Annotated in this window: 19 protein-coding genes and 1 tRNA gene; 19 read left to right on the forward strand and 1 reads right to left on the reverse strand. The window is 61.7% G+C overall.

What is annotated here, in order from left to right; translation table 11 throughout:
• Positions 1-82 precede the first annotated feature (82 nt).
• The 18 genes from KYK33_RS06030 to galE all read left to right on the forward strand — a co-directional run bounded on the left by KYK33_RS06030 (position 83) and on the right by galE (position 16240).
• The gene (locus tag KYK33_RS06030; protein ID WP_224432370.1) at positions 83-643 is read left to right on the forward strand and encodes a DUF3157 family protein; all 561 of its coding nucleotides are present in this window, start codon (positions 83-85) and stop codon (positions 641-643) included.
• Positions 644-815: 172 nt separating this feature from the next.
• Entirely contained in the window at positions 816-1439 is a 624-nt protein-coding gene (locus KYK33_RS06035; protein ID WP_224432371.1) for an outer membrane beta-barrel protein, read from the forward strand.
• Positions 1440-1624: 185 nt separating this feature from the next.
• A complete protein-coding gene (locus tag KYK33_RS06040; RefSeq protein WP_224432372.1) occupies positions 1625-2584 on the forward strand; it encodes a YbgA family protein in 960 nt (319 codons plus the stop codon).
• Positions 2585-2652: 68 nt separating this feature from the next.
• The gene (locus KYK33_RS06045) at positions 2653-3540 is read left to right on the forward strand and encodes a MerR family transcriptional regulator (RefSeq protein ID WP_224432373.1); all 888 of its coding nucleotides are present in this window, start codon (positions 2653-2655) and stop codon (positions 3538-3540) included.
• Entirely contained in the window at positions 3537-4973 is a 1437-nt protein-coding gene (gene phrB / locus KYK33_RS06050; protein WP_224432374.1) for a deoxyribodipyrimidine photo-lyase, read from the forward strand. Before KYK33_RS06045 ends, phrB begins: the two co-directional genes overlap by 4 nt.
• Before the next feature lie 52 nt (positions 4974-5025).
• The gene (locus KYK33_RS06055) at positions 5026-5454 is read left to right on the forward strand and encodes a nuclear transport factor 2 family protein (protein ID WP_224432375.1); all 429 of its coding nucleotides are present in this window, start codon (positions 5026-5028) and stop codon (positions 5452-5454) included.
• A 79-nt stretch (positions 5455-5533) separates the two neighbouring features.
• Complete coding sequence (locus KYK33_RS06060) at positions 5534-6250, forward strand: SDR family NAD(P)-dependent oxidoreductase (RefSeq protein ID WP_224432376.1); 717 nt, start codon at positions 5534-5536, stop codon at positions 6248-6250.
• Complete coding sequence (locus KYK33_RS06065; protein WP_224432957.1) at positions 6247-7503, forward strand: NAD(P)/FAD-dependent oxidoreductase; 1257 nt, start codon at positions 6247-6249, stop codon at positions 7501-7503. The genes KYK33_RS06060 and KYK33_RS06065 overlap by 4 nt, the downstream gene beginning before the upstream one ends.
• Complete coding sequence (locus KYK33_RS06070) at positions 7500-8249, forward strand: DUF1365 domain-containing protein (protein WP_224432377.1); 750 nt, start codon at positions 7500-7502, stop codon at positions 8247-8249. Before KYK33_RS06065 ends, KYK33_RS06070 begins: the two co-directional genes overlap by 4 nt.
• Positions 8249-9502, forward strand: coding sequence for an SAM-dependent methyltransferase (locus tag KYK33_RS06075; protein WP_224432378.1), 1254 nt, complete (start codon positions 8249-8251; stop codon positions 9500-9502). Before KYK33_RS06070 ends, KYK33_RS06075 begins: the two co-directional genes overlap by 1 nt.
• Positions 9499-10014 (forward strand): DUF2878 family protein, encoded by a 516-nt coding sequence (locus KYK33_RS06080; RefSeq protein WP_224432379.1) that lies wholly within the window; start codon positions 9499-9501, stop codon positions 10012-10014. Before KYK33_RS06075 ends, KYK33_RS06080 begins: the two co-directional genes overlap by 4 nt.
• A gap of 6 nt (positions 10015-10020) precedes the next feature.
• Positions 10021-10239 (forward strand): TIGR02450 family Trp-rich protein, encoded by a 219-nt coding sequence (locus KYK33_RS06085; protein ID WP_042041445.1) that lies wholly within the window; start codon positions 10021-10023, stop codon positions 10237-10239.
• Positions 10196-10714, forward strand: a complete 519-nt coding sequence (locus KYK33_RS06090) for a chalcone isomerase family protein (protein WP_042041447.1) — start codon at positions 10196-10198, stop codon at positions 10712-10714. Before KYK33_RS06085 ends, KYK33_RS06090 begins: the two co-directional genes overlap by 44 nt.
• 163 nt (positions 10715-10877) lie before the next feature.
• On the forward strand, positions 10878-11450 hold the full coding sequence (locus KYK33_RS06095; RefSeq protein WP_224432380.1) for a DUF3833 domain-containing protein: 573 nt from the start codon (positions 10878-10880) through the stop codon (positions 11448-11450).
• A gap of 114 nt (positions 11451-11564) precedes the next feature.
• Positions 11565-12032, forward strand: a complete 468-nt coding sequence (locus tag KYK33_RS06100; RefSeq protein WP_224432381.1) for a Dps family protein — start codon at positions 11565-11567, stop codon at positions 12030-12032.
• Between the two features lie 205 nt (positions 12033-12237).
• Positions 12238-13887, forward strand: a complete 1650-nt coding sequence (gene hcp / locus KYK33_RS06105) for a hydroxylamine reductase (protein WP_224432958.1) — start codon at positions 12238-12240, stop codon at positions 13885-13887.
• A 254-nt stretch (positions 13888-14141) separates the two neighbouring features.
• On the forward strand, positions 14142-15143 hold the full coding sequence (locus KYK33_RS06110; RefSeq protein ID WP_224432382.1) for a hybrid-cluster NAD(P)-dependent oxidoreductase: 1002 nt from the start codon (positions 14142-14144) through the stop codon (positions 15141-15143).
• A gap of 83 nt (positions 15144-15226) precedes the next feature.
• The gene (gene galE, locus KYK33_RS06115; RefSeq protein ID WP_224432383.1) at positions 15227-16240 is read left to right on the forward strand and encodes a UDP-glucose 4-epimerase GalE; all 1014 of its coding nucleotides are present in this window, start codon (positions 15227-15229) and stop codon (positions 16238-16240) included.
• 88 nt (positions 16241-16328) lie between these two features.
• Here the strand turns inward: galE and KYK33_RS06120 are convergent, their stop codons facing one another.
• Positions 16329-17081 carry a DsbA family protein gene (locus tag KYK33_RS06120; protein ID WP_042041457.1) on the reverse strand — a complete coding sequence of 251 codons (753 nt, stop codon included), beginning with the start codon at positions 17079-17081 and terminating at the stop codon, positions 16329-16331.
• A gap of 196 nt (positions 17082-17277) precedes the next feature.
• Between KYK33_RS06120 and KYK33_RS06125 the strand changes: the two genes are divergently transcribed.
• Positions 17278-17365, forward strand: a tRNA-Ser gene (locus KYK33_RS06125).
• The last annotated feature ends 190 nt before the right edge of the window (positions 17366-17555 follow it).

The raw sequence follows: 17555 nt of genomic DNA on the forward strand, positions 1-17555 counted from the left end.
GCAGTGTGAGCGGCGTCATAGGCAAGCAGGGGGCGACTGTTTATACTGGCGCCCCTTTTTGCATCTGCCTGACAGGAATGCCATGAAAGCCCTTCCCCTGCTGCTCGCCCTCTCCCTCGGTCCAGTGCTGGCCCAGGCCGCGCCGCTCACTCAGGTGACCCTGGCCGACGGCCGCGTGGTACAGCTCAACGATGACTTCAGCTGGGAGTACCTGCTGATCAAGCCTGCAAAAAGCAGCACAACGACGACGCAGACCACGACTCCTCGCGCCGTGGCTGTGCCCGTATTGACCGAGCAGGCCCTGGCCAATCCCAAGTTGCTGAGCGAGGCATCCCGGGACGGTGTGGTAGTGAGCCTGGACAGCCTGGTGGCGGAAGATCCCTATCGGCTGCATTTCATGGTGCACAACACCGGGACCCGCAACGTGGTCGGTGTGCGGGGCTATGTCAGCCTGTTCGATGGTCAGGGTGTCCAGTTGGCGCGCCAGGAGGCCCGTTTCTGGGTCGCCGAGAACCGCCTGCCCGAGACCTATCTGCGCAAGGGCGAGAAGCGTCCTTCCCTCGAGATCGAGATGGCCAGGCCGGCCGGGCAGGGTGACCAGCCTCTGGTGCGGGTCGAGATAGAGGAAGTGCTGTTCCGTTGAGTCCTGTTGTCGATAAAAACCTCCTGCGGGAGGTTTTTTTATGCCTAAAAACAGTCGGTTAAATCTGACAGCAACAGTTGCTTACATCTGACATGGTTTGGCAACAGCTTGGCTCTCGGCACCGGGAGGGGAGATGGGCACAATGACGCCATCTCAACGAGGAGTCATCAAAATGAAAAAACTTACCCTTTCCGTCATGGTGCTGGCCGCCTGCTCTTCCGCTTCCGCCATGGCGCAGGATGCCTTCAGTTATGCCAAAGGGGCCGCGACCTGGGCCCATACCAAGTCCGAGTTCGTGGGTGGCAAGGACAATGACAATCGCGACTTTGGTGGTCTGAGCCTGGACTTGTCCAAGTCCTTTTCAGGCAACTTCTATGGCCGGTTGAGCAGCGAATACAGCTCCCGCAATGACGGCAACGACAGCATGGCCATCTCCAGCCTGGGCGTGGGTGTGTTCACGCCGATCAGCACCGGCCTGAACCTCTATGGGGAGACCGGCCTGATGGGTTACAGCCTGGAGCGCGAGTTGAGCCATGACGTCGAGGGTTGGGACTCCGTGGCCCGCAAGCAGAGCGGTAGTCTCTATGGTGAAGTGGGCATGCGTTACGACCTGGGTCAGGTTGAACTCTCTACCGCCTATCGCTACGCCAACATGACCGACGACATGCAAGACTTCAAGGTCGGCGCTGCCTACAAGCTCACCCAGAGTTTGGCCCTGACCGCCGATTACACCTATCGCCACTGGGACTTGCAGCAAGGCTCCATCACCAGCCTGGGTGTGAAGTACAGCTTCTGACCCCCCTTGTTCATACTGGATTTTCCCCAAGTAAGCCGCTTGCCCATGACAGTGTCATGGGCTTTTTTTATTTTCGGTGATCCTGTTTTCCCCCTTGTGTCGTATCGGTCCGTAATAGTTATACAACTTTCATTTATTTGTATAACTGCTATAACTGGTTCAATGCTTATACAAGGGGCGCAATCATGTACAAGATCAAGGTCGGTATCAGTGCCTGTCTGCTGGGGCAGGAAGTGCGCTTCGACGGGGGCCACAAGCGCTCCAGTTTCTGCGAACGGGATCTTGGCGTCCACTTCGAATACCAGCCTATCTGCCCGGAGATGGCCATAGGACTGGGCTCGCCCCGGGCCGCCATCCGCCTGGTCAAGCGCCAGGGGTCGATCCGCGCCGAGGCGAGCAATGGCAGCTTCGATGTCACCGACGCCCTGACGGCCTTCAGTGAACGGCAGGCGCGCCAGCTTGACCACATCGCCGGCTACATCCTCTGCGCCAAGTCGCCGAGCTGCGGCATGGAGCGGGTGCGTATTTACTCGACCAACAAGAGTGGCGCCAACAGCGAGGGCAGTGCCAAGGAGGGCATTGGCCTGTTCGCCAAGGCGCTGATGGAGGCCAACCCCCTGTTGCCGGTGGAGGAAGATGGCCGCCTTTGCGACCCCATATTGCGGGAGAACTTCGTGTTGCGGGTGTTCGCCTATCACGACTGGCAACAGTTGTGTGCCAGCGGGATCAGCAAGGCGAGCCTGATTGCCTTTCACTCCCGCTACAAATATCTGGTCTTCTCCCATGCCCCCAGTCACTACCAGGCCCTCGGCCGGTTGCTCGGCAACTTGCATCAACAAACCCTCTCCCAGAGTGCCGACGCTTATATCAAGGGGTTGATGACGGCGCTCAAGCTTCGCGCCAATCGCCGTGGTCATGCCAATGTGTTGATGCATCTGCAGGGCTATTTCAAGCGGGTGCTGACCCCGGCCCAGAAGCAGGAGCTTGCCGACACCATAGACAAGTACCGCACCGGCATCTTCCCGCTGCTGGTGCCGCTCACCCTGATCCGCCACTACCTGCGGGAATACCCCAATACCTATCTCGCGGAGCAGGTCTATCTCAATCCCCATCCCGATACGCTCAAGCTGCGTTACGGGCTATGACCCCAGCTTGTCGCCCCGGCGCGTTGTCAGCGGCCGGGGCGCCCATACCCTGTTGAACGGAAGTAACCATGTCAGATTTACCACAAGATGATGCTGCCAAACCGGATGAGGGGATCTACCCCATCCGCGAGGTCTCCCGCCTCACCGGGGTCAATGCCGTCACCCTGCGTGCCTGGCAGCGCCGCTACGGCCTGGTGCAGCCGGCCCGCACCGACAAGGGGCACCGCCTCTACAGCGAGCAGGATATCCGCCAGATAGGCGAGATCCTGAGCTGGCTTGAGCGGGGGGTGAGCATAGGCCAGGTCAAGGGGCTCCTGAGCGAGCCCCAGTCCCAGCCGGTGAGCGATCACTGGCAGCAGACCCTGGAGCAGTTCAGCCAGGCGTTGCTCGCCTTCAACCAGCGCAAGGTGGAGGCCGAGCTTAACGACCTGCTGGCGAGCTATCCCTTCGAGCTGGTGCGCAGCCGGGTGCTGCAGCCGCTGGTGGAGCGGCTGCTGGGCCTGTGGCGCGAGCGACCTGACGGCGAGCTGCTGCAACAGGTGTGGCTGGGCTGGCTTCACACCCGCTTCGCCCGCCACCTCATCGAGCAGGAAAAGGGCATGCCGGTCACCCTGGCAAGCTGGGGCCAGGTAGGCCCGCTCGATCTGGTCTGGGCTGCCTACGAGCTGATAGGTCAGGGCTATGAGGTGCAACTGCTGGGGGCGGTGGAGCCGCGCCACGTCGCCCTGCTGGAGGGGCGGGCTGTCACCCCCTGGCGGGTGTTGCTGGGGGCCGGGCTTGGCAAGCCGGCGCAGGCCGCCGACTGGCCTGCCGGTACCCGGCTCTTTGGCGAGCTGGGGCGACTCTATGATGCTGAGTGGCTGGCCGCCCACGGCTGGCGGGCGACCCTGGCCGAGGTGATGGCAGACAAGCCTGCCGCGCGCGGCTTGGGCGGGCGCGGGAGCAAGAAATCATGAGACTGGTCTGGTTTCGCAATGACTTGCGCCTGGCCGACAACCCGGCGCTGCGCTCTTGCTGCGGCAATGCCGGCGCCGATGAGGAGCCGGTAGCTGCCCTCTTTGTCATCTCGCCGACCCAGTGGCGGCAGCACAAGATGGCCCCCATACGTCAGCGCTTCATCCTGGCCCAGGTGGATGCGCTGGGCCTCGAACTGGCGACCCTCGGCATAGAGCTTCATCTGCTGCGGGTCGAGACCTTTGCCGAGGTGCCTGCGGCGCTTGCGAGCCTCTGCCGCGAGCTCGGCGTCACCCGGCTCTATGCCAATCAGGCCATCGAACTTGACGAACAGCGCCGGGATGGTGCCGTCACCGCAGCGCTGGCAGAGCAGGAGGTGAGTTGCCACTGGCTCAACGGCTGCTGCGTGCTGCCACCGGGACGGGTGCTGACCGGTTCCAGGGAGATGTTCAAGGTCTTCACCCCCTTCAGTCGCGCCTGGCTCAAGGCGCTGGATGAAGATGGTTTCGTCATCCACCGCGCCCCGGCGCCCCGTGGCGACTCCCTGCCCTGGCAGCCGCTCGCCGAGAGGGCCTTTGTCGATGAGGCGCTTGGGGAGACGACCCCGGATCCCCACTGGCCCGTGGGGGAGGCCGAGGCCCTGCGGCGACTGCACGCCTTCCTGGATCAGGGGGTGCTGGACTACGGCGAGACCCGGGATTTTCCGGCTATGGCGGGCACTTCCGTTCTCTCTCCCTATCTGGCGGCGGGCATCATAAGCCCCCGTCAGTGCGTGGCAGCCTTGCAGCAGCGGCTCGGCGGCCGCCCCCAGTCCAAGGCGCAGCCCGGTTTCGTCTGGCTCAACGAGCTCATCTGGCGCGAGTTCTATCGCCACCTGCTGGTGCTGGTGCCAGGCCTCTCCATGAACCGGCCCTTCAAGCCGGAGACGGCGGCCCTGCCCTGGAGCTGGGATCCGGATGCCTTCGCCGCCTGGTGCGAGGGGCGTACCGGTTACCCCATAGTCGACGCCGCCATGCGCTGCCTCAACGCCACCGGCTGGATGCACAACCGGCTGCGGATGATAGTGGCGAGCTTCCTCACCAAGGATCTGCACATTCACTGGCGGCTCGGGGAGGATTACTTCATGAGCAAGCTCATCGACGGGGATCTGGCGGCCAACAATGGCGGCTGGCAGTGGGCGGCGGGCACCGGCGCCGATGCGGCCCCCTATTTTCGGGTGTTCAATCCGACCACTCAGGGCCAACGTTTTGATCCACAAGGGGAGTTTGTGCGTACTTGGGTAACAGAGCTGATTGATGTGCCGGAGCCATACCTGCATCAACCCCATGAGTGGTTAAGAGCCAAGGGGCGCGATGGGTATCCGGCTCCCATGGTGGACCACGGCAAAGCGAGGCTGGTGGCCATCGATATGTTCCGTCATCTGGAGAAACCTTGATGAGTCACTCTGTTATTTCGTTTCTGGCCTTCTGCGCTGACCGAGCGCTGACATGAGCGCGGCCCTGGATCGTTTTATCTCGCTCTATCAGGGGCTCGACAAGCGTCAGCTCCACCGACTGCGGGAGGTCTATGCCGAGGATGTGCTGTTCGTGGATCCGGCCCATCGCATCCAGGGACTGGCGGCCCTCGAACACTACTTCGCCGAGCTGTATGGCGGGCTCGAATCCTGCACCTTCGAGATAGAACGCAGTCAGCAGCAGGGCGACTGTGCCTGGCTCGGCTGGGCCATGACACTGCGCCACCCCAGGCTGGCCCGGGGGGCACCGGTGAGCGTGCGGGGCGCCACAGCGCTGGAGTTCAATGACGCGGGCCAGGTTCGCCTGCATCAAGACTATTTCGACCTGGGCGCCATGCTCTACGAGCAGTTGCCCCTGCTCGGCCCCCTGGTCCGCATCATCAAGGGAAGGTTGGGAAAATGATGGCTAACTCATTATTTCAGTTAGCGATTTCTCTTCCTGTTGTTATTGTCTCTTTTGTCATCACAAGGAGGTGGGGGCCATGAGCAAGGGGGTATTGATCACGGGGGCCAGTTCGGGACTCGGTCGCCAGTTGGCGCTGGATTATCATGGCGATGGTTGGCGGGTGTGGGCCTGTGGCCGCGATGAGGGGCGACTGGCCGAGCTGGCGGCCCTCGGGATCCAGACGCTCTGCTTCGATACCCGGGATCCTGTGGCCTGCCAGGGGGCGGCCCGGCAGTTGAATGGGCTGGATCTGTTGATCCTCAATGCCGGTAGCTGCGAATACCTGGATGAGTTGCCACGCTTCGATGGGGCCCTGTTCGCCCGGGTGATAGAGACCAATCTGGTGGCGACCGGCCACTGTCTGGCGGCCCTGCTGCCCCAGCTCGGTCCCGGTGGCCGCTTGGCCATCGTCAGCTCGTCGGTCACCTGGCTGCCGCTGCCAAGGGCCGAGGCCTATGGCGCCTCCAAGGCGGCGCTTGATTATCTGGCGGCCAGCCTGCGTCTGGATCTAAAGGCATCGGGGATAGGGGTCAGCCTGATCCGTCCGGGATTCATCGACACACCGCTCACGGCCCGCAACCGCTTCACCATGCCCTGTCTGATGACGGTGGCCCAGGCCGCCAGCGCCACCCGGCGTGGTCTGGCGCGGGGCCTGCACAATATTCACTACCCAAATGGCTTCATCTGCCTGCTGCGCCTGCTGGGTGCCTTGCCGACCGGGCTCTGGTTACGGCTCTCGAAAGGACTCGGATAATGAAAAAAATCGCCATCGTCGGCGCGGGGATCTCGGGATTGACCGCGGGCCACCTGCTGCACCGCCATCATGAGATCACCCTGTTCGAAGCCGCCCCCGTGCTCGGTGGCCACACGGCGACCGTGGATGTCAACCTGGATGGGCAGAGTCATGCCGTCGACACCGGCTTCATCGTCTTCAATGACCGCACCTACCCCCATTTTCTGCGCCTGCTCGATCGTATCGGTGTGGCCCGCCAGGCCACGGAGATGAGTTTTTCCGTCAAGAGCGCCACGGGGCTCGAATACAACGGTCACAATCTGGACACCCTGTTTGCCCAGCGCCGCAATCTGCTCAGACCCGGTTTTTACCGCTTCATCGGGGAGATCTTGCGTTTCAATCGCGAGGCCAAGGCCTGGCTGGCCGAGGAGGGGAAAGAGGCAGAGCCGGAACTGACCCTGGGGCGCTTCCTGCAAGAGGGGCGATTTAGCGACTACTTCGCTCGCCATTACATCTTGCCGATGGGGGCGGCCATCTGGTCATCGACCCTGGCGGACATGCGCGGCTTCCCCCTCGGTTTCTTCCTGCGCTTCTTCGATCATCACGGCCTGCTCAACGTGGCAAATCGTCCCCAGTGGTACGTGATCCCCGGGGGCTCACGGCAATACATAGCGCCCCTGACTCGGGGTTGGCAGGCGCGAGTCCGGCTCGCCAGTCCGGTGCAGGCCATCTTTCGCACCGAGCGGGGCGTCAGGATCCACAGTCGCCACGGGGAGGAGGCGTTCGATGAGGTGATCCTCGCCTGTCACAGCGACCAGGCCCTCGGCCTGCTCCGGGATGCCAGCGCGGATGAGCAGCGCCTGCTTGGTGCCATGGCCTATCAGGCCAACGATGTCTGGCTCCATACCGATGCAACTTGTCTGCCGACCCGCCCCAAGGCCTGGGCGAGCTGGAACTACCAGCTTGGGGAGGGCGAGACCCAGCGCCCCCTGGTCAGCTACAACATGAACATCTTGCAGGGGATCCGCACCAGAGAGGCGCTCTGCGTCAGTCTCAATCCCCAGGGACAGGTCGATGAGGGCAAGGTATTGCGCCGCTTTGTCTATGAGCATCCCGTCTTCAATCTGGGGTCCCTGGCGGCTCAGGAGCAGAGGATGCAGATTTGTGGCCAGCGCCATACCCATTTCTGCGGCGCTTACTGGTACAACGGCTTTCACGAAGACGGGGTGCGCAGCGCCCTCGACGTGACCCGCCGTTTCGGGGTGGACCTATGACTGCGGCCGATGCGATCAGGCACAGTGCCCTCTGGCAAGGGTCGGTGCGCCATCGCCGCTTCGCCCCCCGGGCCCACGCTTTCTCCTATGGCCTCTTCATGCTGGGGCTGGACTTGGATGAGCTGCCAACCCTCAACCGGGGCCTCTGGTTCGGGGTCGAGCGGGCAGGCTTGCTGTCGTTTTGTCGGCGGGATTATCTGCCTGGCAGCGAGGGCTCCCTCAAGGGGGCTGTGTGGGCCAAGGTGAGGGAGTTGGGCGGCGAAGCCGAGCTCGATGAGCGGGTGCTGCTGCTGGGCAACGTGCGCTGTCTGGGGTTCTACTTCAGCCCGGTCAATTTCTATTTCTGCTATCGGGGGGCGGCGGCCCGCTATCTGCTGGCCGAAGTGGCCAATACCCCCTGGAACGAGCGCCACTACTACCTGCTCGACCTCGCCGCCCTGGCCCCCCACCCCAAGGATTTTCACGTCTCCCCCTTCATGGGACTGGCGATGCGTTATCACTGGCGCATTCGCTCCCCGGGGGAGCACACCCTGATCCACATAGAGAGCCATCCCGACACCGGGGAGGCCAAGTTGTTCGATGCCACCCTGGCGCTGGCCCGGCAGCCGTTCGAACGTGGCGCCCTGATGAGGCTGCTGCTGCGCTGGCCCTGGATGACCATGCGGGTACTGCTCGGCATCTATTGGCAGGCGCTGCGTCTGTTTATCAAACGAACCCCACTCTTTAGCCATCCGGAGACTCGCTGATGGAACTGGTGCAATCCCCGACCTCAATGACGCTTATCGATCGCTGGGCCCGCACCCTGGTGCTTGGCCTGCTGCCCAGGCTGGAACAGGGCCATCTATTGTTGCGCGATGGCGAGCGCCAGTTCAGCTTCGGCGAACCCGCTGCCGAGCTGCAGTGCGAGCTGGTGGTGCACGATCCCGGCTTCTACCGTCGCCTGCTGCTGGGGGGCAGTATCGCCGCCGGGGAGACCTGGGTTGAAGGGCTCTGGACCAGCCCGGATCCGGTCGCCCTGGTGCGGTTATTGGTGCGCAACATGGCGCTGCTCGACAAGCTGGAGCGGCGTTTGAGCTGGCTCAGCTTCCCGTTCAACAAGGTGCGTCACTGGGTCAATCGCAACACGCTTACGGGGTCTAGATCCAACATTGCGGCTCACTACGATCTGGGCAATCGGCTCTATCAGGGCTTTCTCGATAGCCAGATGCAATATTCGAGCGCTATCTATCCCCACGCGGAGGCGAGCCTGGAGGTGGCGCAGGAGGCCAAGCTGCGCACCATCTGCGAGCGGCTGGCGTTGGGCCCGGATGATCATCTGCTGGAAATCGGCACCGGCTGGGGGGGGCTCGCCATCTATGCCGCCCGCCATTATGGCTGCCGGGTGACCACGACGACGATCTCCCAGGCTCAGCATGACTACGCTCGCGACTGGATAGCGCGGGAGGGGCTCGGGGATCGCATCACCCTGCTGCTGGAGGATTACCGCAAGCTGGAGGGGCGCTTCGACAAGCTGGTCTCCATCGAGATGATCGAGGCGGTGGGCCATGTCTTCCTGCCGGACTATTTCCGCCAGCTGTCGCGGCTGCTCAAACCCGGTGGTCGGCTGCTGATCCAGGCCATCACCATCGCCGATCAGCGCCACGCCCAGTATCTGCGTAGCGTCGATTTCATCCAGCGCTACATCTTCCCCGGCGGCTGTCTGCCGAGCGTCTCCCAGATGGCGTCATTGATTGCCAGGGAGACCGACATGCAGCTGGTGCGGCTGCATGATCACGGTCATCACTATGCCAGGACCCTGGCCCACTGGCGTGAACGCTTCCTCGCCCTGGCCCCCGAGCTGCCCCGGCTCGGTTACAGCCAGGACTTCATCCGACTGTGGCACTTCTATTTCGCCTATTGCGAGGGGGGATTTTGGGAGCGGGCCATCAGTCTGGTACAGCTTGAGGCCGCCAAGCCGGGCCCGACGGCCTGGCACGGCGGCGCGCCGGTCGGGGATTGAACGCCTTGTCCCGCACGGGGGCGCCCATCTGGCGCTGGGGTCAGCTGCTGGGGTTCAACCTCTATTGGTGGTTGGCGGTCAGTGAGCAGCTGATCTGGCCGCTGGGGCTCTTGCTGGCGCTACACCTGCTCTGTTCGCCAACACCCTGGCGGGATTTGCGGTTGTTGCCGCTGGCATTGCTCGGCTGTGCCCTGGACTATGGATTGATGGTGCTTGGGCTCTTTGAATTCGATGACGGCTTTCCGTCCTGGCTCGCCCTGCTCTGGCTCGGGTTTGCCCTCACCCTGGCCCACGGTCTGGATTGGCTGGCCAATCTGCCCCGTTGGCAACAGGCCGTGCTAGGGGGGCTGGGTGGCGCCGGCTCTTATCTTATCGGTGCCAAACTTGACGCAGTACACTTAGGATCTGAAATAGGAGGATGGGGCATCGGGGATGGGGGCATCATTTTACTGCTCATATGGAGCTTTTTGTTGCCCCTCCTGGTGAGGCTAAGGGTCATGCTTTGGAGGTGAGTCAAGATGAACACCTTTTCGACCGAGACACTGCTTTTTTCAAAATGGACCAAGGAGACTCAGTTCGAACAGGCCGAGCGCTTCTTTCTGGTGATCTCTTGCCAGCGGGACGGTCAGGGCCAGCTCAACAGGGTCATTTTGCAAGACATCAATACCTTGCAAGAACAGGAGCTAGATTGGCATGAACTGGAAGATCCTGCGCGTTGGCACATGGGCTGGCATTAGCCTGCTCTGTTGGAGCGCTGTGAGCTGGGCGGCCCCCTGGCAGCAGCTTCGAACTGTGGGGCAGGGGGAGATGCACTGGCTCTGGTTCAAGCTCTATGACGCAACCCTCTACAGCCAGGATGGCCGCTATGTGGCGCGCCGCTACCCTCAGGCGCTCTCCCTCACCTATGCCCGGGACATAGACCGGCAGGATATTCTGGATGCTACCGGCCAGGAGTGGCAGCGGCTGGGTCTTGGGGATGCGCAGCAGCAGGGTCGCTGGCTGGGGGCGCTGTCGAGCCTGCTGCCCGACGTCAACAAGGGTGACAGGCTCACCTTCTATGTCAACGAGCAGGGGCTGGGTGAACTCTGGCTGCGGGACGCCCCCCTGGGCCCCATCACCGAACCTGGCTTTCCTGACGCTTTTCTCGCCATCTGGCTCGCCGACAACAGTCGGGATCCGGCCCTGACTCGCCGCCTGCGTGGTCAACCCTGATGCGGGCAGCGATCCTGTGTCGCTGTGTCCTCGTATCTCATCTGTGAGGCATAGCCCGGGTCAGCATCACTGACACCGGGCTTGACCCGATCCCTGTGATGGAGGCTCCAGACAAGAGCCACACAGTGCCAGGGGGTTGCAGTCCCACCATCAGGAGTCCGTTATGACTGGATATCATGGCCGCGGGCGCGGCATCATTCTCTTGCTGCTTCTGGCCTGCCTCGGCGGCTGTGGGGTGAGCCTCGATACCTATCGCGGCCAGGGACCAGACTGGGATCTTGCCCGCTTCTTCAACGGCAAGCTGGTGGCTCATGGCCTGGTGACCGACCGTAGCGGCGAGGTGACCAGTCGCTTCCGGGTCGAGATGCAGGGGCATTGGCAGGATGGCAAGGGGGAGCTGTTCGAGCAGTTCTATTTCGATGACGGCCGCCAACAGACCCGCACCTGGTTCTTGAGCAAGGGGGCGGATGGTCACTGGCGCGGCACCGCGAGCGATGTGGTGGGGGAAGCGGTGGGCAAAACCGCAGGCTTTGCCCTCAACTGGCGCTATCAACTCGATCTGGTGCTGCCGGATGACCAGGTGGTGAGGGTCAGTTTCGATGACTGGATGTATCTGCTCGATGAGGATCGCCTCATCAACCGGGCCGAGATCAGCAAGCTTGGCATTCACCTCGGCGAGGTGATCCTCTATATCGAGCGACAGGAGACCACTGCGCCCTCCCGAGCCTCATCATGACCCTCGGGAGAGCGCACTGATAGCCAATTCCTATCAGCGGCTTAGTTAACAACGATTACCTTTTGAGTCTGCCTGGCGATAAGCTACTCCTGTTTTCAAATCTGGAGGTGCATGATGAAAAATCCAATTGGTCTGGATACCGCCCAATCTCAAGCCCTGGCAACCGAGCTGAATCAGCTGTTGGCCAGCTACCAGATCCTCTACATGAATGTGCGTGGCTTCCACTGGAACATCCGCGGCAATCAGTTTTTCGAACTGCATCTGAAGTTCGAGGAGATCTACAACGATCTGCTGCTGAAAGTCGATGCCCTGGCCGAGCGTATCCTCACCCTGGATGGCGTGCCGCTCCATAGCTTCAGCGACTATCTCAAGGTGTCTGCCATCCCCGAGCAGAAAGGGCTGCATGACGGCCGTGCCTGTGTCGGTTCCCTGCTGGATGGTTTTCGCGAATTGCTCGGCACTCAGCGCCGTATCCTGAGTCTCGCCGCCGAGGCGGGGGACGAGGGCACCAGTGCCCTGCTGTCTGACTACATACAGCAACAGGAGAAGTTGGTGTGGATGTTGCGAGCCTATCTGGATTGAACCCATAACCGGTATCAATGCGCTGAATTGTTTCTCCTTTTTATCTGGCTATCCACCCAGTTGCCGCCCGTTTGGGCGGCTTTTTTGTTTTTGATCTGCATCAATGAAAACTTAATTGTCAAATTGAATGCCTATTAAGTTGCTGGCGAGGGGCATAGAATCGCCACAAAACAAGTAACTGAAATGTCCAATTAGGAGAGGCATGATGTTTTGTGTGCAATGTGAACAGACAATTCGTACCCCCGCAGGCAATGGTTGTGCTTATGCACAGGGTATGTGCGGCAAGACGGCCGAAACCTCGGATCTGCAGGATGTGCTGATCTATGCCCTGCAGGGCCTCAGCGCCTGGGCGCTGGCGGCCCGCGAGCACGGCATCGTCGATGACGAGGTAGATGCCTTCGTGCCCAAGGCCTTCTTCGCCACCCTCACCAACGTCAACTTCGACTCCGCCCGCATCGTGGCCTATGTGAACCAGGCACTGGTTCATCGTCAGCAGCTGGCCGACCGTCTGGCCGCGCTGGCGGTGCAGGTCAGAGATCTGCCCGCCGCCGCCGGTTTCGAACCCGGTGCCGAGCTGCTGGAACAGCTGGCTCATGCGCCGCAGACCGCGGTCAATCGCGGCAAGAGCGAGGTCAACGAAGACATCATGGGGCTGCGCCTGCTCTGCCTCTACGGCCTCAAAGGCGCCGCCGCCTACATGGAGCACGCCCGGGTGCTGGATCAGCAAGACAGCGCCGTGGCGGCCGAATTCCATCGCATCATGAGCTGGCTCAGCACGGATCCGAGCGATCTGGATCCCCTGTTCAAGTGCGCCATGGAGATAGGTCTGCTCAACTTCCGCATCATGGAGATGCTGGATCTCGGCGAGACCACGGCGTTTGGCCACCCTGAGCCGACCCAGGTGCGCGTCACCCCTGTGCCGGGCAAGTGCATCCTGGTCTCAGGCCACGACATGATGGATCTCAAGCTGATCCTGGAGCAGACCGCTGGTACCGGCATCAATGTCTACACCCACGGCGAGATGCTGCCGGCGCTGGCCTATCCCTTCTTCAAGCAGTACCCCCATCTGGTGGGCAACTACGGCTCCGCCTGGCAGAACCAGCAAAAAGAGTTTGCCAACTTCCCCGGCGCCGTGGTGATGACCTCCAACTGCATCATAGATCCCAACGTGGGCGACTATAGCGATCGCATCTTCACCCGCTCCATCGTCGGCTGGCCGGGCGTGACGCACCTGGAAGGGGATGACTTCTCCGCCGTGGTGGCGAAGGCGCAGGCGCTGGAGGGCTTCAAGCACACCGAGCTCGAGCACTTCATCACCATAGGCTTTGCCCGAAACGCCTTGATGCAAGCCGCCCCTGCGGTGATCGACAAGGTCAAGGCCGGCGAGATCAGCCACTTCTTCCTGGTGGGCGGTTGTGACGGCGACAAGGCCGAGCGCGCCTACTTTACCGAGTTTGCCAAGGCCGCCCCCCAAGACAGCCTGTTGCTCACCCTGGGCTGCGGCAAGTACAAGTTCAACAAGCTCGACTTCGGCAACATTGGCGGCATTCCCCGTCTGCTGGATGTGGGCCAGTGCAACGATGCCTACTCCGCCATCCAGCTGGCACTGGCGCTTTCCGAGGCGTTCGAGTGCGGCGTCAACGATCTGCCGCTGACCCTAGTGCTCTCCTGGTTCGAGCAAAAAGCCATTGTCATTTTGCTCACCCTGCTGGCGCTCGGTGTGAAAGACATCCGCACCGGCCCGACCGCCCCGGCCTTCCTCACCCCGGCCCTGCTCAAGGTGCTGGAGGAGCAGTTCGGTCTCAAGGGAACCACCACGGCCGAAGCAGATCTGGCCGAGATACTGGCGGCCTGATCAAGGTGCTGGAGACATAGTCCGGTCTCAAGGGAACCCCCACGGCCGAAGCGGATCTGGCCGAGACCCTGGCTGCCTGATCAAGGCGCTGGAGACATAGTCCGGTCTCAAGGGAACCACCACGGCCGAAGCAGAACTGGCCGAGATACTGGCGGCCTGATCCGGGCGTGGCCCACCATGTTGTAAGCCTTTGGCGAGCCCCCGGCTCGCCTTTTTTCGAATCAGACCTTTTCATCAGACCGAGGAGCCTTGTGATGACCTCTCTCACCCTGCGCTGCATTGGCCGCCGCGCCGACACCCACGACGTGACAAGCTGGCAGTTTGTCGCCGCCGAGGGCACGCTGCCCCCTGTGCTGGCCGGTCAGTGCGTGACCCTGCACACCGAGATTGACGGCCAGCCCCAGTGCCGTGCCTATACCCTCTCCTCCAGCCCGCAGGACCCTTGCTGGCAGGTCACCATCAAGGATGTGGGGCGGGTCTCCCACCATCTGCATCAGAGCCTGCAGGTGGGGGACCAGATCCGGGCCGACGGCCCCTTCGGCGACTTCAATCTGACTGCGCTGCCCTGCGAGCGGCCGCTGCTGCTGAGCGCGGGCTCCGGTATCACCCCCATGTGGGCCATGCTGCGTGGCGAGCTGGCCAGACGGCCTGGCGCGGACATCCGCTTTGTCCACAGCGCCCGATCGCCAGCGGATGTGATCTTCGCCGATGAATTGGCCGCGCTGGCCGAGGCTCATGCCGGGCTGCGTCATGCCTTGATATTGGAAGAGGCCCCGGCGGCTCACCCCTGGGTGGGGCGTCTCACACCCTCCATGCTCAAGGAACTGGCGCCGGACCTGCTCGGCCGCCACGTCTATCTGTGCGGCCCGGCCCCTTATATGGCAGCGGTGAGCACCATGCTGGCAGAGCTGGGGCTGCCGGCAGCGCAGTTGCATCAGGAGTCGTTCGGCCTGCCTGTTGTTACATCGGGTGCGGCGCCGGTTGCGGCCGTTGGCGACCATTTCTGGCTGACCCTCACCAAGAGCGGCAAGCAGGTGAAGATACTGCCGGGGCAGACCCTGCTCGCCGCCCTGGAAGAGGCGGGGGTGCGTATCAATGCCGCTTGTCGGGCCGGGGTCTGTGGCAGCTGTCGTTGTACCACCACGGGGGAGATAGAGCGCCAGAGCGTGGCGACCCTGACTCCGGCTGAGCTGGAGCAGGGAGTGGTGCTGGCCTGCTCTTGCACGGCCCGGGGAGATATTGGCCTGGATTGCTGAGGGCTCATTAGTATCTCACTCTTTTCCAGCCGGGTCAGGGCGAGTACACTCTGGCCAGTTTCACCAGAACACGGAATAAAAGAATGACAATACTGGTCACGGGCGGCGCCGGATATATCGGCTCTCACACCCTGGTTGAACTGCTCAATGCCGGGCAGCAACTGGTGGTACTGGATAATCTGTCGAACTCCTCCCTTGAGTCTCTCAGGCGGGTCGAGCGGATCACCGGCAAGGCCGTTACCTTCGTCGAGGGGGATATTCTCGACAGAGCCTGCCTGCAGGGGCTGTTTGCCTCGCACCAGATAGACGCTGTTATCCATTTTGCCGGGTTGAAGGCAGTAGGGGAGTCCGGCCAGATCCCGCTCACCTATTACCAGAACAACGTGACCGGCACCCTGGTGCTGTGTGAGGAGATGGCCAAGGCTGGCGTGTTCCGGCTGGTGTTCAGCTCCTCGGCCACCGTCTATGGCGATCCCGCCTCCGTGCCCCTGCGAGAAGACTTCCCCACCAGTGCCACCAACCCCTATGGTCGCTCCAAGCTGATGGTGGAGGAGATACTGCGGGATCTCTCTACGTCCGACCCCCGCTGGGCCATCGTCCTGCTCCGTTACTTCAACCCGGTCGGCGCCCACGAGAGCGGCCTCATCGGCGAAGACCCCAACGGCATCCCCAACAACCTGCTGCCCTATATCAGCCAGGTCGGGGTGGGCAAGCTCAAGGCGCTGGGGGTGTTTGGCAACGACTATCCGACCCCGGATGGCACCGGAGTGCGTGACTACATCCATGTGGTGGATCTCGCCATCGGCCACCTCAAGGCGCTGGCCCGCATCCAGAGCGACACCGGGGTGTTCACCTACAACCTGGGCACCGGTCAGGGCTATTCGGTGCTGGAGATGATCGCCGCATTTGAGGCCGCCAGTGGTCGCACCATTCCCTACCAGATAAAACCGCGTCGCCCCGGCGACATCGCCGAGTGCTGGGCAGAACCCCATAAAGCCAGTGCCGAACTCGGCTGGCAGGCAATGCGTGGGCTGGAACAGATGATGACAGATACCTGGCGCTGGCAGAGCGGCAACCCCGAGGGGTATAAGGGCTGACCGCCGACTGATCTGCAAGACAAGTAGCAAAACGCCCCGACCAATGGTCGGGGCGTTTTAGTTTGACAGCGAGAGTGTGACTAACCCGTTACTGGATGGCTTTACCGGCGCGCACATCTTTGATCACGTCTTGCAGGCTGGCCATGTCGCGGGGCGCACCACGGAGGATCTGATCGCCGATGATGAAACCCGGGGTGCCGGAGATGTTCATGGCTTCGGCAAGGGCTCGGTTGGTACCCAGCGCCTTGTCTATGCTGTCATCCTTGAACTTGGCCTCGGCCTTGCTCCAGTTGACCCCGGCGCTCTCGGCGATCTGCTTGACCTGAGCCTCGCTGGCCAGGGGGCCCTGATGGGCATAGAGAGCGTCATGGAAGGCCTGATATTTCTCGGGCTGACTGAGCTCAACCGCGAGGGCTGCGCGAGCGGCATAGGCGGAGGTCGGGCTCAGTATGGGGAACTGCTTGTAGATGTAGCGAATGTCCTTGTCTTCGGCCAGCAGCTGCTTGATGAGGGGGTGAGCCCGTTTGCAGTAGCCGCAGTTGTAATCGAAGAACTCGATCACGGTCAGCTTGCCTTTGGGATTACCGGTTTCGGGATCCTTGGCGGCATAGAGCTCCTTGGCATGGGACTGGATCATCGCCTTGTCATTCGCGGATTGTTGTCCCTCCTGCTTGGCACGCAGGGCGTTGGACATCTCGACCAGGATTTCCGGATTCTTGACCAGATAATCACGCACTATCTGTTCGACATCGGACTTGGTCAGTTCGCTGGCCTGGACGGGGGCCGCGAGCAGGGAGGCGCCAGCCAGGGCGCAAAACAGGGCATGCTTGATCGTCTTCATTCCATCTTTCCTGGCATTTTTACAGTGTTGCCTATAGTGGTGTAGCCATAACCCAAGTCAAGCCATCTGCTTGAAAAAGCATGGATTATGACCTTTTTGTCTACCAGATGCGCCAAATAGCCCAATAAAGCAGCAAACAGTCTGGCAGGGGATTTACAAGGGCACCGAGCATGGGTAATATCCGTCGCACTGCTGCGGAGGGGTGGCAGAGCGGCTGAATGCACCGGTCTTGAAAACCGGCGATGGGTGACCATCCGTGGGTTCAAATCCCACCTCCTCCGCCATATATATAGCCCAACTGATTGATTCGGTTGGGCTTTTTCGTATCTGTGATTTTTGGTATGCCACTAGGTATGCCATTTGATGTTGGCTGGCATGCTATCTAGATGAACGGCTTTGGACACCATATAGCGCTTATCTTCCTAGTTTTCTCTAATGCAAGAGAGGGCCGTTGGCCCTCTCTTGTGCTATCGG

Source organism: Aeromonas rivuli (assembly GCF_020149575.1).
Lineage (GTDB): Bacteria > Pseudomonadota > Gammaproteobacteria > Enterobacterales > Aeromonadaceae > Aeromonas > Aeromonas rivuli.

Bases quoted from the DNA above. Each gene is read 5' to 3' on its own strand.
- KYK33_RS06030 (WP_224432370.1), top strand. From the start codon at position 83: ATGAAAGCCCTTCCCCTGCTGCTCGCCCTCTCCCTCGGTCCAGTGCTG.
- KYK33_RS06035 (WP_224432371.1), top strand. From the start codon at position 816: ATGAAAAAACTTACCCTTTCCGTCATGGTGCTGGCCGCCTGCTCTTCC.
- KYK33_RS06040 (WP_224432372.1), top strand. From the start codon at position 1,625: ATGTACAAGATCAAGGTCGGTATCAGTGCCTGTCTGCTGGGGCAGGAA.
- KYK33_RS06045 (WP_224432373.1), top strand. From the start codon at position 2,653: ATGTCAGATTTACCACAAGATGATGCTGCCAAACCGGATGAGGGGATC.
- phrB (WP_224432374.1), top strand. From the start codon at position 3,537: ATGAGACTGGTCTGGTTTCGCAATGACTTGCGCCTGGCCGACAACCCG.
- KYK33_RS06055 (WP_224432375.1), top strand. From the start codon at position 5,026: ATGAGCGCGGCCCTGGATCGTTTTATCTCGCTCTATCAGGGGCTCGAC.
- KYK33_RS06060 (WP_224432376.1), top strand. From the start codon at position 5,534: ATGAGCAAGGGGGTATTGATCACGGGGGCCAGTTCGGGACTCGGTCGC.
- KYK33_RS06070 (WP_224432377.1), top strand. From the start codon at position 7,500: ATGACTGCGGCCGATGCGATCAGGCACAGTGCCCTCTGGCAAGGGTCG.
- KYK33_RS06075 (WP_224432378.1), top strand. From the start codon at position 8,249: ATGGAACTGGTGCAATCCCCGACCTCAATGACGCTTATCGATCGCTGG.
- KYK33_RS06085 (WP_042041445.1), top strand. From the start codon at position 10,021: ATGAACACCTTTTCGACCGAGACACTGCTTTTTTCAAAATGGACCAAG.
- KYK33_RS06090 (WP_042041447.1), top strand. From the start codon at position 10,196: ATGAACTGGAAGATCCTGCGCGTTGGCACATGGGCTGGCATTAGCCTG.
- KYK33_RS06095 (WP_224432380.1), top strand. From the start codon at position 10,878: ATGACTGGATATCATGGCCGCGGGCGCGGCATCATTCTCTTGCTGCTT.
- KYK33_RS06100 (WP_224432381.1), top strand. From the start codon at position 11,565: ATGAAAAATCCAATTGGTCTGGATACCGCCCAATCTCAAGCCCTGGCA.
- hcp (WP_224432958.1), top strand. From the start codon at position 12,238: ATGTTTTGTGTGCAATGTGAACAGACAATTCGTACCCCCGCAGGCAAT.
- KYK33_RS06110 (WP_224432382.1), top strand. From the start codon at position 14,142: ATGACCTCTCTCACCCTGCGCTGCATTGGCCGCCGCGCCGACACCCAC.
- galE (WP_224432383.1), top strand. From the start codon at position 15,227: ATGACAATACTGGTCACGGGCGGCGCCGGATATATCGGCTCTCACACC.
- KYK33_RS06120 (WP_042041457.1), bottom strand. From the start codon at position 17,081: ATGAAGACGATCAAGCATGCCCTGTTTTGCGCCCTGGCTGGCGCCTCC.